This is a genomic window from Streptomyces sp. PA03-3a, from assembly GCF_033792735.1.
Taxonomy (GTDB): Bacteria; Actinomycetota; Actinomycetes; order Streptomycetales; family Streptomycetaceae; genus Actinacidiphila.
On record NZ_JARAVM010000003.1, the window covers coordinates 49,644 to 64,506 of the forward strand.

At 73.7% G+C, this 14,863-nt stretch carries 15 protein-coding genes; 11 read left to right on the top strand and 4 right to left on the bottom strand.

The features are described from left to right. Nucleotides 1-25 precede the first annotated feature (25 nt). Genes PV342_RS04115 through PV342_RS04125 form a run of 3 tightly spaced genes read left to right on the top strand, consistent with a single transcriptional unit; the run spans nucleotide 26 to nucleotide 2,695 of the window. The gene (locus PV342_RS04115; protein WP_400806335.1) at nucleotides 26-1,162 is read left to right on the top strand and encodes a molybdopterin-dependent oxidoreductase; all 1,137 of its coding nucleotides are present in this window, start codon (nucleotides 26-28) and stop codon (nucleotides 1,160-1,162) included. 2 nt (nucleotides 1,163-1,164) lie between these two features. After that, nucleotides 1,165-1,590, top strand: coding sequence for a hypothetical protein (locus tag PV342_RS04120; RefSeq protein ID WP_391578274.1), 426 nt, complete (start codon nucleotides 1,165-1,167; stop codon nucleotides 1,588-1,590). Between the two features lie 52 nt (nucleotides 1,591-1,642). Continuing rightward, a complete protein-coding gene (locus PV342_RS04125) occupies nucleotides 1,643-2,695 on the top strand; it encodes an NAD-dependent epimerase/dehydratase family protein (RefSeq protein ID WP_500315825.1) in 1,053 nt (350 codons plus the stop codon). Nucleotides 2,696-2,860: 165 nt separating this feature from the next. On the opposite strand, the gene PV342_RS04130 is transcribed toward PV342_RS04125, so the two are convergent. Both PV342_RS04130 and PV342_RS04135 read right to left on the bottom strand, forming a co-directional pair. After that, entirely contained in the window at nucleotides 2,861-3,973 is a 1,113-nt protein-coding gene (locus tag PV342_RS04130) for a sensor histidine kinase (RefSeq protein ID WP_329190438.1), read from the bottom strand. Next, entirely contained in the window at nucleotides 3,963-4,682 is a 720-nt protein-coding gene (locus tag PV342_RS04135) for a response regulator transcription factor (RefSeq protein WP_449706085.1), read from the bottom strand. The genes PV342_RS04130 and PV342_RS04135 overlap by 11 nt, the downstream gene beginning before the upstream one ends. Nucleotides 4,683-4,799: 117 nt before the next feature. Here PV342_RS04135 and PV342_RS04140 point away from each other — a divergent pair, with 117 nt between their 5' ends. The 8 genes from PV342_RS04140 (at nucleotide 4,800) to PV342_RS04175 (ending at nucleotide 11,590) form a co-directional block, all read left to right on the top strand. Further along, nucleotides 4,800-5,528, top strand: a complete 729-nt coding sequence (locus PV342_RS04140; protein WP_386992814.1) for a glycosyltransferase family 2 protein — start codon at nucleotides 4,800-4,802, stop codon at nucleotides 5,526-5,528. Further along, a complete protein-coding gene (locus PV342_RS04145) occupies nucleotides 5,525-6,181 on the top strand; it encodes a TIGR04282 family arsenosugar biosynthesis glycosyltransferase (protein WP_400806345.1) in 657 nt (218 codons plus the stop codon). The genes PV342_RS04140 and PV342_RS04145 overlap by 4 nt, the downstream gene beginning before the upstream one ends. Next, nucleotides 6,178-7,017: a methyltransferase domain-containing protein gene (locus PV342_RS04150; protein ID WP_500315826.1), complete on the top strand. Its 840-nt coding sequence runs from the start codon at nucleotides 6,178-6,180 to the stop codon at nucleotides 7,015-7,017. The genes PV342_RS04145 and PV342_RS04150 overlap by 4 nt, the downstream gene beginning before the upstream one ends. Beyond that, entirely contained in the window at nucleotides 7,014-8,465 is a 1,452-nt protein-coding gene (locus PV342_RS04155; RefSeq protein WP_500315827.1) for a glycosyltransferase family 87 protein, read from the top strand. The genes PV342_RS04150 and PV342_RS04155 overlap by 4 nt, the downstream gene beginning before the upstream one ends. A gap of 59 nt (nucleotides 8,466-8,524) precedes the next feature. Further along, nucleotides 8,525-9,175 carry a hypothetical protein gene (locus tag PV342_RS04160; protein WP_500315828.1) on the top strand — a complete coding sequence of 217 codons (651 nt, stop codon included), beginning with the start codon at nucleotides 8,525-8,527 and terminating at the stop codon, nucleotides 9,173-9,175. A gap of 165 nt (nucleotides 9,176-9,340) precedes the next feature. Beyond that, nucleotides 9,341-10,216 (top strand): AfsR/SARP family transcriptional regulator, encoded by an 876-nt coding sequence (locus PV342_RS04165; protein WP_400806352.1) that lies wholly within the window; start codon nucleotides 9,341-9,343, stop codon nucleotides 10,214-10,216. After that, nucleotides 10,179-10,763 (top strand): malonic semialdehyde reductase, encoded by a 585-nt coding sequence (locus PV342_RS04170; protein WP_400806353.1) that lies wholly within the window; start codon nucleotides 10,179-10,181, stop codon nucleotides 10,761-10,763. The genes PV342_RS04165 and PV342_RS04170 overlap by 38 nt, the downstream gene beginning before the upstream one ends. A 350-nt stretch (nucleotides 10,764-11,113) precedes the next feature. After that, nucleotides 11,114-11,590, top strand: a complete 477-nt coding sequence (locus PV342_RS04175) for a cupin domain-containing protein (RefSeq protein WP_400806355.1) — start codon at nucleotides 11,114-11,116, stop codon at nucleotides 11,588-11,590. A gap of 199 nt (nucleotides 11,591-11,789) precedes the next feature. Here PV342_RS04175 and PV342_RS04180 read toward each other — a convergent pair whose 3' ends face one another. Further along, entirely contained in the window at nucleotides 11,790-12,710 is a 921-nt protein-coding gene (locus tag PV342_RS04180) for a MurR/RpiR family transcriptional regulator (RefSeq protein ID WP_400806357.1), read from the bottom strand. Nucleotides 12,711-12,772: 62 nt separating this feature from the next. Next, the gene (locus tag PV342_RS04185) at nucleotides 12,773-14,551 is read right to left on the bottom strand and encodes a serine hydrolase domain-containing protein (RefSeq protein ID WP_400806358.1); all 1,779 of its coding nucleotides are present in this window, start codon (nucleotides 14,549-14,551) and stop codon (nucleotides 12,773-12,775) included. Nucleotides 14,552-14,863 lie beyond the last annotated feature (312 nt).

The following is a 14,863-nucleotide window of genomic DNA, read 5'->3' on the forward strand; positions in this document are numbered from 1 at the left end:
GCGTGGCGGCGGCTGGGATGGACGCATGAGATCACGTTTGCTCCCCCCGCGGTTCAACGGCAGGCTGCACGACGCCCGAACGGCGACGTCGATCGGGCGATGGCTCGGGATCGCCTTCATGGTGTGTTTCGCCACCGGTCTGATCAGCCATGTGCTGCAGCATCCGCCGGCATGGCTGTCCCCTGATCTGCCGAGCCGTCCGGTGTGGGGTTACCGGCTGACGCAGGGCCTGCACGTCGCATCGGGTGTCGCGGCGGTCCCGCTGCTGCTGGCGAAGTTGTGGACGGTGTACCCGCGGCTGTTCTCCTGGCCCGCGGTCCGATCAGTACGGCACGCCCTGGAGCGGTCGTCGGTGGCCGTGCTCGTGGCGGCGGCGGTCTTCGAGGTGGCCACCGGTCTGCTGAACACCGCGCAGTGGTACCCGTGGCCGTTCTCCTTCGCACCGGTGCACTATGCCGTGGCCTGGCTGGCGGCCGGATCGGTCCTGCTGCACCTCGCGGTCAAGGCCCCGGAGATCCGCGCGCACTGGGGCCGGCGGTCGCCGGGAACCCTGGCGCTGCCCGAGGAGGACGGGCCCGACCGGCGCTCGCTGCTGGCCGCGGTGGCGGCGGCGGCCGGTGCGGTCACGGTGACCACCGTGGGCCAGTCCCTCACCCCGCTGAAGGGCTTCACCCTGCTGGCGCCCCGCCATCCGGACCACGGCCCGAGCGGCCTGCCCGTCAACCGCACCGCCGCCGCGGCCGGCGTCGGGCTGATCACGGCCGACCGCTTCCGCCTGACGGTCACCGGACCGCGGCCCCGCACGCTGACACTCGACGAGCTGAGGAACCTCCCCCAGTACGAGGCGCGGCTGCCGATCGCCTGCGTGGAGGGCTGGAGCAAGTCGGCGCGCTGGGCGGGTGTACGGGTGGCGGACCTCCTGGACCTCGTGGGGGCCCCGCCGCACGCCGGGGTACGGGCGGTCTCCCTGGAGACGCACGGCGGCTACCGGGTCTCCGAGATGGGGCGGGAGTACGCGCGCGACCCGCTCACCCTGCTCGCCCTGCGCCTGAACGGTGAGGAACTCACGCCGGACCACGGCTACCCGGTGCGTCTGATCGCGCCGAACCGGCCGGGTGTGCTGCAGACCAAGTGGGTCGGCAGGCTGGAGGTGACGGTGTGAGGGTGAGCGTGACGCGACGCCTCACGGGCGCGGTCGGTCTGGTGCTCGCGGGCGTGGGCGGCTGCCTCCTGGTGGAGGTGCGAGATGTGACGGGTGTGCTGATCTGGCTCGGCGGGGCGGTGCTGCTGCACGACGTGTTGATCGCGCCTTTGGTTCTGCTCATCGGGTCGGCACTGGTTCGCGGGGGCGTCCGTGGCGCTGTCCGCGGGGCGTTGCTGGTCGGCGGCGCCTTGACGGCGGTCGCCCTGCCGGTGCTGCTGCGCCCCGGGAAGCCGGCCAACCCTTCGGTCCTGCCCCTGGACTATCCGCGCAACTGGCTGGTCACGCTGCTTGCGGTGGCGGTGGTCGCGGCCCTCGTACCGGTCTTGCGGAGTGCTCTTCGCAGCCGCCGGCGGTCGCGTGCGGCGGGAAGGCTTACGAACCGCTGACGTGTCGGCGCAGTACGGTCGCCGGGCGGGCGGGCGGCCGTACGGTCGAGGCATGTTGATCCTGGTCACCGGAGGCGCGGGCTTCATCGGCTCGCACATCGCCGACGCACTCACCGGCGCCGGGCACGAGGTGCGCGTCCTCGACGCGCTGCTGCCCGCCGCGCACCGCACTCCCCCGCCCGTCCCCGCGGGGGTGGACTGGCGGCAGGCGGACGTCCGGGACGCCGCCGCGGTGTCCCGGGCGCTGCGGGGCGTGGACGCGGTCTGCCATCAGGCGGCGATGGTCGGCCTCGGCAAGGACTTCGGCGACGCGCCCGCCTATGTCGGCTGCAACGACCTGGGCACGGCGGTGCTGCTGTCAGGCATGGCCGAGGCCGGAGTCGGATCGCTGCTGCTGGCGAGTTCGATGGTGGTCTACGGCGAGGGACGCTACGAGTGCCCGTCGCACGGTGCCGTGAGCCCGGGACCGCGCACGGTGGCCGACCTGCGGGCGGGGCGCTTCGAGCCGCCCTGTCCGCGGTGCGGCGAACCGCTGGCGTCCGGGCTGGTGGCCGAGGACGCCCCGCTCGATCCGCGCAACGTGTACGCCGCCACCAAGCTGACGCAGGAGCACCTCGCCTCCGCGTGGGCGCGCGTGGTGGGCGGACGGGTGATCGCGTTGCGCTACCACAACGTGTACGGCCCGGGGATGCCGCGCGACACCCCGTACGCCGGCGTCGCCTCGCTGTTCCGCTCTGCGCTGGAGCGGGGTGAGGCGCCAAGGGTGTTCGAGGACGGAGGCCAGCGGCGCGACTTCGTCCATGTACGGGATGTGGCCGGCGCCAACCTCGCGGCCCTGGACGGTCTGCCCGGTCTGCCGGAGGGGACCGCGCGGGCGTACAACGTCGGCAGCGGTGAGCCGCACACCGTGCTGGACATGGCCGCCGCCCTGGCCGAAGCGCACGGCACGCGGACACCGGTGGTGACGGGCGAGTACCGGCTCGGCGACGTCCGCCACGTCACGGCCACCTCGCGCAGGCTGCGCGAGGAACTGGGCTGGCGGCCGAGGGTGGCGTTCGCCGAGGGGATGGCGGAGTTCGCGACCGCTCCGCTGCGCGACGCCTGATGGGAGCTACGGAACCGGGGCTGCTCGGTTCCGTAGCCGCCGGCTGGTGAGCACGTTCGACGCCGGAGCCTTCGAGTTCCGAGGTCGGACCGTGCCCCTGCTGGTCGGCCGGGATGCAAGACCGCTGACGGGGTGGCGTGCCCGTCCGCCCGGCCGACAGGGGTCTCAGGCGGCGGCGGGCAGCCGCACCTCGAACCGGCAACCGCCGGGGACGTTGCACACCGCCGCCCGGCCCTTGTGCGCCTCCACGATCCCCCGCACGATCGCCAGGCCCAGACCCGCGCCGGCGGGCGGGGTCCGCGCGTCGGTACCGCGCCAGCCGGTGTCGAAGACACGCGGCAGGTCCTCCGCGGGAATCCCGCCGCAGCCGTCCGTGACCGACACCACGACGCTGTTCGCCTCCCGGCGTGCGGAGACCGCGATCGTGCCGTCCGCGGGAGTCCGGTGGATCGCGTTGACGAGCAGGTTGGCCAGTACGCGGGACATCTCGCGGCCGTCGACCTCGACCGGGACCGGCTCGACCCCGTCCCCGACGATGCGCACGCCGTGCTCCCTGGCGAGGGTGGCGGCACCCGCGAGCGCGTCGCCCACGAGGTCGTAGACCGACATGCGCGTGGTGTTGAGGGCGAGGACGCCGGCCTGGATACGGGAGAGCTCGAAGAGGTCGCCGACCATGCCGCTCATGCGTTCGACCTCCGCGCGGATGCGGGAGTGGTAGACGCCCGGATCGTCCATGATGCCGTCCTCCAGGGCCTCGGTCATGGCCTGCAGTCCGGCGAGGGGGGTGCGCAGGTCGTGGGAGATCCAGGCGACCAGTTCGCGGCGGGATTCCTCCAAGGCCCTCTCCCGCTCCCTGGACGCCGAGAGCTTCGCGCTCGTGGCGGCCAGTTCACGACCCAGTTCGGCCAGTTCGGCTGTCGGTGCGGCGGCGGGCGGTGTGAAACCGCCGCCGTCGCCGAGGGCGCGGGTGGCCTCGGCCAGAGCCCGGCTGCCGCGGACGACCCCGCGGCCGAGCGCGAGGGCCACCGCGAGTGAGACGACCGCCGCGATGGAGCAGACCATGGTCACGACCCACAGGTCGTGGTCGGACAGGAACATGGCCCAGGACACCAGCATGGTTCCGGCGAGCATGGCCGCGACCGTGACGACCGCGACCACCGCCAGGGAAAGCGCCACCGAGCGGCTGCGCAGCAGCCGCAGAACGCCGGTGCCGAGCAACCCGGCGGCGGCGGCGCCGATGGCCGCGTAGACCACGATGAGGAGGGTGTCATGCACCATCGAGGGCTCCCTCGTCCGCGGCCGGGGGGTCGAACCGGTAGCCCACGCCCCACACGGTGCTGATCAGGCGGGGGCGCGCGGGGTCCACCTCGATCTTCTCCCGCAGCCGTCGGACGTGGACGGTGACCGTCGACAGGTCGCCGAACTCCCAGCCCCACACCCGGCGCATGAGCTCCTCCCGGCTCGTGGCCCGTCCGGGATTGCGGAGGAAGAACTCCAGCAGATCGAACTCGCGGATCGTCAGGGCGAGTTCGGCTCCGTGGCGGGTGACACGGCGGGCGCCGGGATCCAGGGCGAGGGTGCCGGCACGCAGCCCGGATCCGTCCGGGGCACCCCGCCCGGCGCGGTCTCCTGTGCGGCGCAGCACCGACGCCACCCTGAGCACCAGTTCGCGGGGGCTGAAGGGCTTGGTGACGTAGTCGTCGGCCCCGACCTCCAGCCCGAGGACGCGGTCCTCCTCGTCGCCCCGCGCCGTCAGCATGATCACGGGGATCGGGCCGTTGTCGCGGATGCGGCGGCAGACCTCGAGGCCGTCCATGCCGGGAAGCATCAGGTCCAGGACCACGAGGTCCGGCGCCCGGACGGCGGCCAGGGCCACGGCGGAGGGTCCGTCGAAGGCCACCTCGGCGCCGAAGCCCGCCCGGTTCAGGTAACCGACGACGACCTCGGACACGGTGGCGTCGTCGTCGACGACGAGTACGTGTTTCACGTCGTCGAGTCTCGCACCCGGCCTTCGGCCGACGGCGGGAACGGTGGCGGACGTCAGGGATCCGTAAGACGCGCGGATCCCTTTTGAGGCTTTTGTACTCGTAGGGTGAGTGGGGTGATCGAGACTCCCCCTTCTCCTCCCGCCGCCGTGGACGTGGTACTTCCCTGCCTCGACGAGGCCGGGGCCCTGCCCTGGGTGCTGGAACGCATCCCCTCGGGCTGGCGCGCGATCGTCGTCGACAACGGGTCCACCGACGGTTCGGCGGACATCGCCCGCAGCCTCGGGGCGCACGTGGTCCATGAGCCGCGGCGCGGTTTCGGGGCCGCCTGCCACGCGGGCCTCACCGCCGCGACAGCGGACGTCGTCTGCTTTTGCGACTGCGACGCCTCGCTCGACCCCGCGCTGCTGCCCGCCGTCGCCGGAGCCGTCCTCGCCGGCACCGCCGACCTCGTCCTGGGGCGCCGCAGGCCCCTGACGCGCGGCGCCTGGCCCCTGCACGCCCGGCTGGCCAACCTGGAGTTGGCCCGGATGGTCCGGCGGCGCACCGGTCTGCGCCTCCACGACCTGGGACCGATGCGCGCCGCGCGCCGTGAGCCCCTGCTCGCCCTGGCCCTGACGGACCGTCGCTCCGGCTACCCCCTGCAGATGGTGGTCCGCGCCGCCGACGCGGGCTGGCGGGTGGCGGAGACGGACGTCCCCTACCGGCCGCGCACAGGCCGCTCCAAGGTCACCGGCACCTGGCGCGGTACGTGGCAGGCGGTACGGGACATGCGTTCCGTCCTCGCCGAGCCGCCGGCCGCCGACTCGGTGGCCGCCGCGGCGACCGGACGGGGAACGGAACGATGAGCGCCCGCGGTCCGGCCTCGGGAGCCCTCACACTGCTGGTCATCGCGAAGGAACCCGTCCCGGGGCGGGTCAAGACACGGCTCACCCCTCCCTACACACCCCGGGAAGCCGCCGCACTCGCGCAGGCCGCCCTCACCGACACACTGCACACGGTGCTTAGGGCCCCCGCCCGGCGCCGCGTCCTCGTCCTCGACGGTGCTCCCGGTCCATGGCTGCCGCCCGGCTTCGAGGTCGTACGCCAGGAAAGCGGCGGCCTGGACGAACGGATCGCGGCCGCCTTCGCCTGCTGCGACCGCGAACCGGCCCTCCTGCTCGGCATGGACACCCCGCAACTCACCGCGGACCTCCTCGCGGAGGCCGGACACGACGGCCACGACGCATGGTTCGGTCCGGCCGAGGACGGCGGATTCTGGGCGCTGGGCTTCGCCGATCCGGGCTGCGCCGCGGCCCTCGTGCGCGGCGTGCCGATGTCCACCGCCCACACCGGCGCGGCACAGCGGCGCCGGCTCGTCGAAGCGGGGCTCGACGTCGGCGACCTGCCGGTGCTGCGTGATGTGGACACCGCCGCCGACGCCGCGGAGGTGGCCGCGTGCTGCCCGCCGGGCTCGCGCTTCGCCACCGTGCTCGACTCGCTCGCGAGGGCGGGTCGGTGAGCGGCACGGCGGGCGGTCCGGATCCCGTCCTCGCGGAACGGACGCAGCCGAACGGGGCCCCGCGGAGGACCCGGACGACGGGCCTGCCGCCCGGCATCCCCGCGCCGCCGGGCGAGCCATGGTCCGACGACCCCTACGCGCACGCCCTGCGGACCGGTCGGGGCCCGCTCTTCCTGCGCCGCCTGTCGCCGCCGCCGCGGCCGTACGGCACCGCGGAGGAAGCGGATCAGCTGCTGCCGCTGGACGTGGAGCGCTGGTGCGCCGTGCCCGACGCCGCCGACACCGTCGTCCTGAACCGCTGCTCCGGCCCCGTTCTGGACGTGGGCTGCGGACCGGGACGCCTGGTCTGCGCACTCGCCGCCCGGGGCGTGCGGGCACTCGGCGTGGACGTGAGCCCCGCCGCGGTGGCCCGGACCCGGCGGCATGGGGGCTCCGCCGTGCGCCGATCCGTGTTCGACCGCCTTCCGGGGGAGGGCCGCTGGGGCAGCGTCCTGCTGCTGGACGGCAACATCGGCATCGGCGGGGACCCGTTCGCCCTCCTGGCCCGCCTGCGCGCCCTGGTCGCGCCCGGCGGACGCCTCCTGGCGGAGGCCGCGCCGCGTGTGGAGGAGGAGCGTCTGACCGTCCGAGTCGAGGACAGCCGGGGCCGGCACGGCCGCCCTTTTCCCTGGGCCCGCGTCGGCACCGCCGTCCTGCTGCGCACCGCCGAGGCGGCGGGGTGGACACCGGCATCCCGGTGGACCGCCGAAGGACGCCCGTTCGTCGAACTGCACCGCCCGCGTTCCGGGCACCGCGACGCCTGCCTCACGGCCGCCGAAGGGCCCGGACGGCCATGAGTGACACAGCCGCCGCACAGCACGGGTCCCCGCCGTCCGGCCGGCCGGCGACCGCGAACCGGACACCCGCCCGACTCCGCACCGTCGCCGTCGCGGTCCTTCTCGCCGCACTGACCGCCGTCGTCATCGGCACCCTGCGCGCGGGCGACAGCCAGAGCCACCCCGGCCGACTGCTGGCCGGATACGCCGTCGCCTGGACGCTGTTCGCCGCCGCTGCATGGGCCGTCCGCGGGGTCCCGGCGCGCGCCGCCACCGCGCTGGTCCTGGCCGGCGCCGCCGCCGTGGCGCTCGCCGGGCTCGCCGCCCCGCCGCGCACCAGCACCGACATGTACCGCTACGCCTGGGACGGCCGTGTCCAGGCCGCCGGAATCTCGCCCTACGCCCATCCGCCCGCCGCGCCGGAACTCGCCGGGCTGCGTGACGCCTGGCTGTTCCCCGCCGGGGGCTCCTGCCAGGGCTGGGGACTGACCCGAACGGACAGCGGCGTGTGCACCCGCATCAACCGCCCCGACGTCCCGACCATCTATCCGCCGGTGGCCGAAGGCTGGTTCGTCACCGTCCATGCCCTCTCGCCGCCCGGCAGCCGCCACAAACCGCTCCAAGCAGGCGGCGCCCTGCTGGCGTTCGCAACGACCGTCGCCCTCCTCGCGGTACTGCGCCGGCGCGGCGACCCCCGCCGGGCTCCGGCTCGTGCCGCGTTGTGGGCGTGGTGCCCGGCCGTCCCCTTCGAAGCGGTCGACAACGCCCACATCGACACCCTCGGCGTCCTGCTGACCGTGCTCGCCCTCGGGACCGCCACCTCCGGCGCCCGGCGCGGAGCGCTGCTCGGTGCCGCCGTCGCCGTGAAGCTGCTGCCCCTTCTGACCCTGCCCGGCGCGCTCTCCGGGGAGCGCAGCCCGGCCCGCGTCCTGCGCACGGTGTCGGCGACGGCCGCCGTGGTCGCGCTCGCCTACGTGCCGTACGTCGCCGCGTCGGGCGCCGCCGTCCTGGGCTACCTGCCCGGATACCTGGAGGAGGAGGGCTACGAGCCCGGCGACGTGCACCGTTTCGCGCTGCTGCGCCTGCTGCTGCCGGACACCGCTGCAGGAGCGGCGGCGGTCGCTCTGCTCGCACTGCTGACCCTGTACGTATGGTGGCGAGGCGACCCGGCCCGCCCCTGGCGCGGAGCCCTGCTGGTGACCGGTGCGGCACTGCTGCTGGTCTCGCCCAACTACCCCTGGTACTCACTGCTCGTGGTCGGCCTCGTCGCGCTCGACGGCCGCTGGGAGTGGCTGGCGGTCACCATCGCCGGAACGGTCCTCTACCTCGGGGGCGGGCTTCTGACCGGTACCTCACTTCAGACGTGCGCGTACGGTGCGGCCGCCGTGTGCGTCGTGGTCGGCGCGTGTCTGCGCGCCGGCCCGCCACGGCGGCTCCTGGACGGGTTGCGCTTGCGGTCGCGCACCTGACCCACCTCGATCCGGCCTCCGGCCTGAACGCCCTCGGGCTGTCCCGCCCGGACCGCACCATGGCCGCCCTGCGCCACCGCCGGCTGCCGCTGGCGTGGTCCCGCGACGGCACGCGCATGCGGCCGCTGCCACGGTTCCGCGGGTACCTGCGCAAGCGCGCCGACGCCATGGGCGAGAACGCCCGGCGCGAACTCAGGCGCCGGCACGCCACGTTGCTGGAAGCGTCAGGCCGTCACGAGGAGGCCGTGACGGAACTGCTGATGGCCGGAGAAGCGGCGGCGGCACGGCGTGCCGCCGAACAGGTCCTGGCCGGTGTCCTGGACCGGCTGGACCTGGCCACGGCGGAGAGCTGGCTCGATCGGATGCGGCCCACGCCCGGCCCCCCGGCCCCGGAGCTCGTGTCCGCCGCACTGCGCGTCGCGTTCGGCCGCGAGCAGGGCTGGCGGGGGCTGCGGCTGGCCGACGAGCACGGGCCGTTCTGGTGGGGCGCGCTGCCCGGACAGCCCGGCGGCAGCGAGGACCTGGCGCTGTTGCTGTGGTGCTTCTGGCACGCGGGCAGGACCGACGAGGCCCGGCAGATGCTGCGCGTCATGCCCCCCGCCGCCACCGCGACATCGCCGCGGCCCTCATGTCCCTGGCGGACGGCACCCCCCTCACACCGCTTCCGGACCTACGGGCCGACGCCGCGGGCCCGGTCGAGGTCATGCTGATGCGGATCGCCTACATGGGCGGCAGGCTCGACGAGTTGCAGGGCGACCCAGCTCCGCCGGGCGCCTGGCGACCGGTGCCCCCTGGACGGTGGGGGCGCCCGCGCGACGGGACGCATCTCCCGGGCCGGCGAGATGTACGCGTCCCTTGGTGAAGGACCCCGTCCGGTGTGGCTGACGGCCATCGACGACGTGGAGCTGATGGCCGACCTCGGACGGCATGAGGAGGCCTGGGCCGCGCTGGGAGCCGGACGCCAGGCCGTCGCGGCGACCGGCTCACACGTGTACGAGATTCTCAGCCTGCTGCTGGAGGCCAAACTGGCCCTGCGGCTCGACGGCGACGTCGCACGCGCCACCCGGGCGCTGACCGAGGCGGCCCGCCACGGCAGTGCCCGGTACGCGTTCCCCGGGGAACTGGCCGGCACCTGGCACGGACTGCAACTCCTCCTGGCGGGCCGGGACGGGGAAGCGGCCCACCGACTGGCCGTCACGGGCGCCGCCATGACCACGGGCAACCGGCTGCTGGAACTGCCCACCGCGGCCGTCTACCTGAGCGAGGCGATGTGGCGCGCCGGTGACGCGGAGGCCGCGGCCGACCTGGCCCTGGGTGTCGCATCCGCCCGGGGCGGCCGCCATCTGCTGCTGCAGGCGCTGGACGATGTCCCGGCGGTCGCCGTACGCAGGGCCGACGCCGAGCCCTCGCTCTCGTCGCCCTGGCACGAACTCGTGGCGGCCTTGTCCTCGGGGCGGGTGGCACTGAGCGCCCCCGCCTCGCCGCGGCTGATCCTCGAGGAGTTCGGGGTGGTCCGGCTGTGCGCGGACGGGCGGGAGGTCCGTCCACGCCTGGCCAAGAGCACGGAACTGCTGGCGTTCCTGCTGAACAGACCGGCGGCGACCGCACGACGCGCGCTGCTGCTGGAGTCCCTGTTCCCCGGCCGGAGCGATGCCGCCGGGCGCAGCTACCTGCGGCAGGCGGTGTACCGGCTGCGGGAGGTGCTGCCCGAGCGTGCTCGACCCCGCCGCACAGGACCTGCTCTTCCGTGAGGCGCGCACCGCCAACACCTTCACCGACGCCCCGGTCACCGACGAGCAGGTCCAGGAGATCTACGACCTGGTCAAGTACGGTTCGACCTCCATGAACCAGCAGCCGCTGCGGATGGTCCTGGTCCGTTCCGACGACGCCCGCGCGCGCCTGGTCCGGCACATGGCCGAGGGCAACAGGAAGAAGACCGAATCCGCCCCGCTCGTCGCCCTGCTCGCCGCCGACAACGAGTTCCACGAGCAGCTGCCCACCGTCTTCCCGCAGTTCCCGCAGGCGAAGGACGTCTTCTTCACCGAGCGCACGGTCCGGGAGCGCTCGGCCGCCCTCAACGCCGCGCTGCAGGTGGGCTATTTCATCATCGGCGTCCACGCCGCAGGTCTCGCCGCCGGCCCGATGACCGGCTTCGACGCCGCCGCGATCGACAAGGAGTTCTTCCCCGAGGGCGATCGCTCCGTCCTCGCCGTCGTCAACATCGGCAACCCGGGAACGGACGCGTGGTTCGCCCGCAACCCGCGGCTGGCCTATGACGAGGTCGTCAGCACCGTCTGACGCGGGACGGCGGGCAGACCGCCCTCACGCCCCCGGGCCCCGCCCCCGGGGGCTCGGCCGTACCCGGCCACGTCGGCGTCACCGCACCCCCGTCATGGCGTAGCCCGCACCGGGGTCCTCGGGTGAGGACGACGCGCATACCCGGAACGGGTAGGAGGCTGCCACTCCGCACGCATCCGCTCCTCCGGCCGGCCTCCGCAGCCCGAGCGGACGGGCCGATTCCGTTTTAGGCTCCTCGACGGGTTCCGGGCGCCGCGGTACGCATTCGCGGACCGGAATCCGTCGAGTCGTTCCGGACCGGATCGCGCACCGTACGTCGGAGAACGTGAAGAGGACAGGAGATCGCCGTCATGACCCGAATGGCGTTCCGTCGAGGCCTGCTCGCTGTGGGTCTCACCATGGCCGCGGTCGCCGCGTGCGCTCCCGCGGCAAAGGACGTCGACGGCGATGCGCCCGCCGCCGCGGTCTCCTCGGAGCCGTCCACGAGGCCGCCCGACAAGCTGTCCATCCAGTTCGAGCAGGCTCTTCCGAACGTGAAGGGCAAGACGTTCACCTCGGCCGTCGTCGACTATCCGCCCAACGGGAGTACGCCCCCGCATCACCACGGGCAGGCCTTCGTCTACGCCTACGTGCTCAAGGGTGCCGTGCGCAGCCAGCTCGCCGGCGAGGCTGTTCACACCTACCGCCAGGGCGACTACTGGATCGAGCCGCCCGGCGCGCACCATGTCCTGTCGGAGAACGCCAGCCGTACGGAGCCCGCGCGACTGCTGGTCGTCTTCATCAGCAACACGGGCGAAGCGATCAAGGTCAACGATCCGTCGAGCTAGCGGAAACCTCCCGCCGTCGGAGGCCGATCGTCCGCGTCGATGCGCGATCGCACTCCGCACCGGGCGGGGCGACCGGGCAGGGCGCGGACGTCCGGTAGAGCAGTGGGGCCGCGCCGCGCTCGGTTCCGCCGACGGCTGCCACGAAATCCTCGACCGCGTACCTGACGGCGCGACGGCGTACAGGCCCCCCCGACGCGGCTCACCTCGGCCGTCTACTTCCGGCCGGGCGTGGGCCGAGACGCTGCCCGCTGACGGCTTCGTACGTCGCCGCCAGGGCCCTCCCCGACTGTTCCGGATGCCGCTGGGCGATCCCGATGAACAGGCAGTCGATGACCGTCAGCTGCGCGATGCGGCTGGCCATCGCGCCCGACCGGAACGTGGTCTCGCGCGCCGCGGTGGTCAGCACGAGATCGGAGACCTCGGTGATGGGCGAGCGGGGGAAGTTGGTCAGGGACACCGTGGTGGCTCCGTGCCTCCGGGCCACCCGCAGTGCCTCGACGGTGTCGGCGGTGGCGCCGGTGTGGGAGAGTCCGAAGGCCACGTCCCCGGTGCGCAGCACGGCCGCCGACGTCAGCATGATCTGCGTGTCGCTCCAGGCGAAGCCGACCCTTCCGATCCGGTGCAGCTTCTGCTGGAAGTCGGCGGCCACGAAGGCGCTCGCCCCCACTCCGTACACGTCGACGCGTCCCGCGCCCGCCATCGCGTCGACCACGTCGCCGAGCACCGCCACGTCCAGCTGCGCGCCGGTCTCCTCCACCGCCCGGGCGTCGGCGAAGGCGACCTTGCCGACGATGCCGGCCAGGTCGTCGGTGGAGGTGATGTCGTCGCCCAGGTGGCTCTCGGCGCGCGCCCCGGCCCGGGCGGCCTCGGCGGCCATCGCGATCCGCAGTGCGGGATACCCGTCCAGACCGACCGACTTGCAGAACCGGATCACCGTGGTCTCGCTGGTGCCCGCCGCGGCGGCCGCCTCGGAGATGCTCCGGCGGGCCGTCTTGGCGGGGCTGTCCAGCACCGCCCGGGCGACCCGCTGCTCCGCCCGGGCGAGGCCGGGCAGGAGCGAGCGGATGCGCACCAGGAGGGCGCTGTCCTGCAGGTCGTCAGCCGTGTTCTCGGTCACCACGCGGGAAACCTACTGAGGGCCCTGCCGCAGGTCAACGTGGAGCCGGCGCCCCGGCGCGGGCGTCAGTGCCCGCCGCCCGCCGGGAGTTCCCGCCAACCGGCCGAGGTCAGCGGGGCACCCGGCTTGTCGCCGTTGAGCAGGACGTGCGTCCCGTCGGTGACCCGCAGCCCGCTGAGGTTCACACCACGCCCCTCGTAGACCGAGTCGGTGGTGTAGCGCCAGCGCAGTTCCAGACCGGACGCCGCGTTCGGGACCTCCGCGTGCACCCGCCACCAGGCGCGTACGGCCTGCCCGGACAACGAGGTGACGTCGTCGGCGGGAGCACCGGTACCGCTGACCCGCAGCGCCACGGGCCGCCAGGTCGCGCCGCCGTCGGAGCTGGCCTCGAGACGGAGGCGATCCGTCGATTCGGTGTTCACGAAGGACCTGAAGTCGACGTCGACCGTCCCGGAGGCGTTCAGCGGACTGGTGGTCAGCGTGCTGGTGGCACCGCCGCCCTGTCCCGAGAACCACGAGCGGCCGCCGCCGGGCGCCTTGACCGGCATCGCCTGGGCGAGGGCCCCGGCGATACCGCGGCGGGCGGCGTTGGTGGAGGGGGTGGTGCGTGTGGCGTGGACCCGGTTGGTCAGCAGGATGGCGAACGACCGCGACTCGGGGTCGATGACCAGCGAGGTGCCCGTGAAGCCGGTGTGGCCCATCGTGCGCGGGCCGGACAGACCGCTCATGTACCAGATCTGGTCCAGCTCGAAGCCGAGGCCGTGGGAGTCGCCGGGGAAGGCCTGGTTGAAGTTCTCCTCCAGCAGCGAGACACCGTGCCGGCTGAGGACCCGGTGGCCGCGGTAGGTGCCGCCGTTGAGGATGGCCTGGGCCAGTACGGCGAGGTCGTCGACGGTGGAGAAGACGCCCGCGTGCCCGGCGACGCCGCCCATGGCCCAGGCGTTCTCGTCGTGCACCTGACCGTGCACCAGGCCCCGTGCGGGGGTGGCCTCGTACTCGGTCGCGGCGATCCGCGGCAGCTTCGAGGCCGGTGGGTTGTATCCCGTGTCGGTCATGTGCAGGGGCTGCGTGATGTCCTCGCGGACGAGGGTGTCGAGGCTGCGGCCGGTCACCTTCTCCAGCACCAGCTGCATCGTGAGCATGTTGAGGTCGGAGTAGGTGTACGTGGTCCCGGCGGGGTTCACCGGCGTGGTGTCGAGAATGGCCTTCACCCGTGACGGGATGTCGGGGTAGCCCTGCCACAGCGCCGGCTCGGGGTCGGGTGCGAGGCCGGAGGTGTGGGTGAGCAACTGCCTGACGGTGATGGCGCCCTTGCCGTGCACCGCGAACTCGGGCAGGTACTCGGCGACCGGGCTGTCGAGCCGGATCCTTCCGGCCTCCAGTTGCTGTACGGCCACCAGGGACGTGAACAGCTTCGACAGCGAGGCCAGATCGTAGATGGTGTCGGTGCGCGCGGGTGTCCACTGGTCCTTCGGCAACTCGGTCTGCGGGGCCGAGTACCGCGTCGCGTAGCCGGTGGCACCGCGCTCGACGACCTTGCCGTCGTGGACCATCAGACTGGTGGCGCCGGGGAAGAGGTAGCCGGCGCCGCTCGCCGGGTCCGCCCAGGCGGCGACCTGCTCCTCGAAGGCGGCGATCGGGGCGGGGTCGAGCCCGGCGGCGCGGGGAGAGGCCGGCCGCAGCACGGTGCCCGCGGGCGCGAACCCGGCGTACGGCTGGTCGAAGCGGCGGCCGCCGCCGTCTGTCCCGGCCGCGGCCGACGTGGCGGCCGTGGCTCCGGCCGGCAGGGCGAGGGCGGCCACCATGGCCGACGCCGCGGTGAGTGCGAGTACAGGAATCCGCATGGGTACCTCGTTGGTGAGGAGTTGGCTTCGCTGTGCGGCACGCCTCCGGCCTGGCCGGCCGCCGGCCGGGTCGCGTGGACGGTGGGCGGTCAGGGGAAGGTGCCGTGGTCGCTCGGCACGTCGGCGGGGAGGTCCGGCCCCCGGAGGCCGAAACTCGTTAACCAACTCGGAGCGATGTTCGTAAGTTAGTAACCAAACCGAGGACGGTCAACAGCCGGTCCGATGCGGGCATTCGGACCGGCCGGGGCCGCGGCCCGCCCATCCACATCTACCTGACGCACCGTCAATGTCGGCCACCAGCCACCCCGCCAG

Coding starts and splice junctions, on each gene's coding strand:
- PV342_RS04160 (WP_500315828.1), top strand. CDS start 8,525: ATGGCCGCCCTGCGCCACCGCCGGCTGCCGCTGGCGTGGTCCCGCGAC.
- PV342_RS04185 (WP_400806358.1), bottom strand. CDS start 14,551: ATGCGGATTCCTGTACTCGCACTCACCGCGGCGTCGGCCATGGTGGCC.
- PV342_RS04125 (WP_500315825.1), top strand. CDS start 1,643: ATGTTGATCCTGGTCACCGGAGGCGCGGGCTTCATCGGCTCGCACATC.
- PV342_RS04115 (WP_400806335.1), top strand. CDS start 26: ATGAGATCACGTTTGCTCCCCCCGCGGTTCAACGGCAGGCTGCACGAC.
- PV342_RS04175 (WP_400806355.1), top strand. CDS start 11,114: ATGACCCGAATGGCGTTCCGTCGAGGCCTGCTCGCTGTGGGTCTCACC.
- PV342_RS04145 (WP_400806345.1), top strand. CDS start 5,525: ATGAGCGCCCGCGGTCCGGCCTCGGGAGCCCTCACACTGCTGGTCATC.
- PV342_RS04130 (WP_329190438.1), bottom strand. CDS start 3,973: ATGGTGCATGACACCCTCCTCATCGTGGTCTACGCGGCCATCGGCGCC.
- PV342_RS04155 (WP_500315827.1), top strand. CDS start 7,014: ATGAGTGACACAGCCGCCGCACAGCACGGGTCCCCGCCGTCCGGCCGG.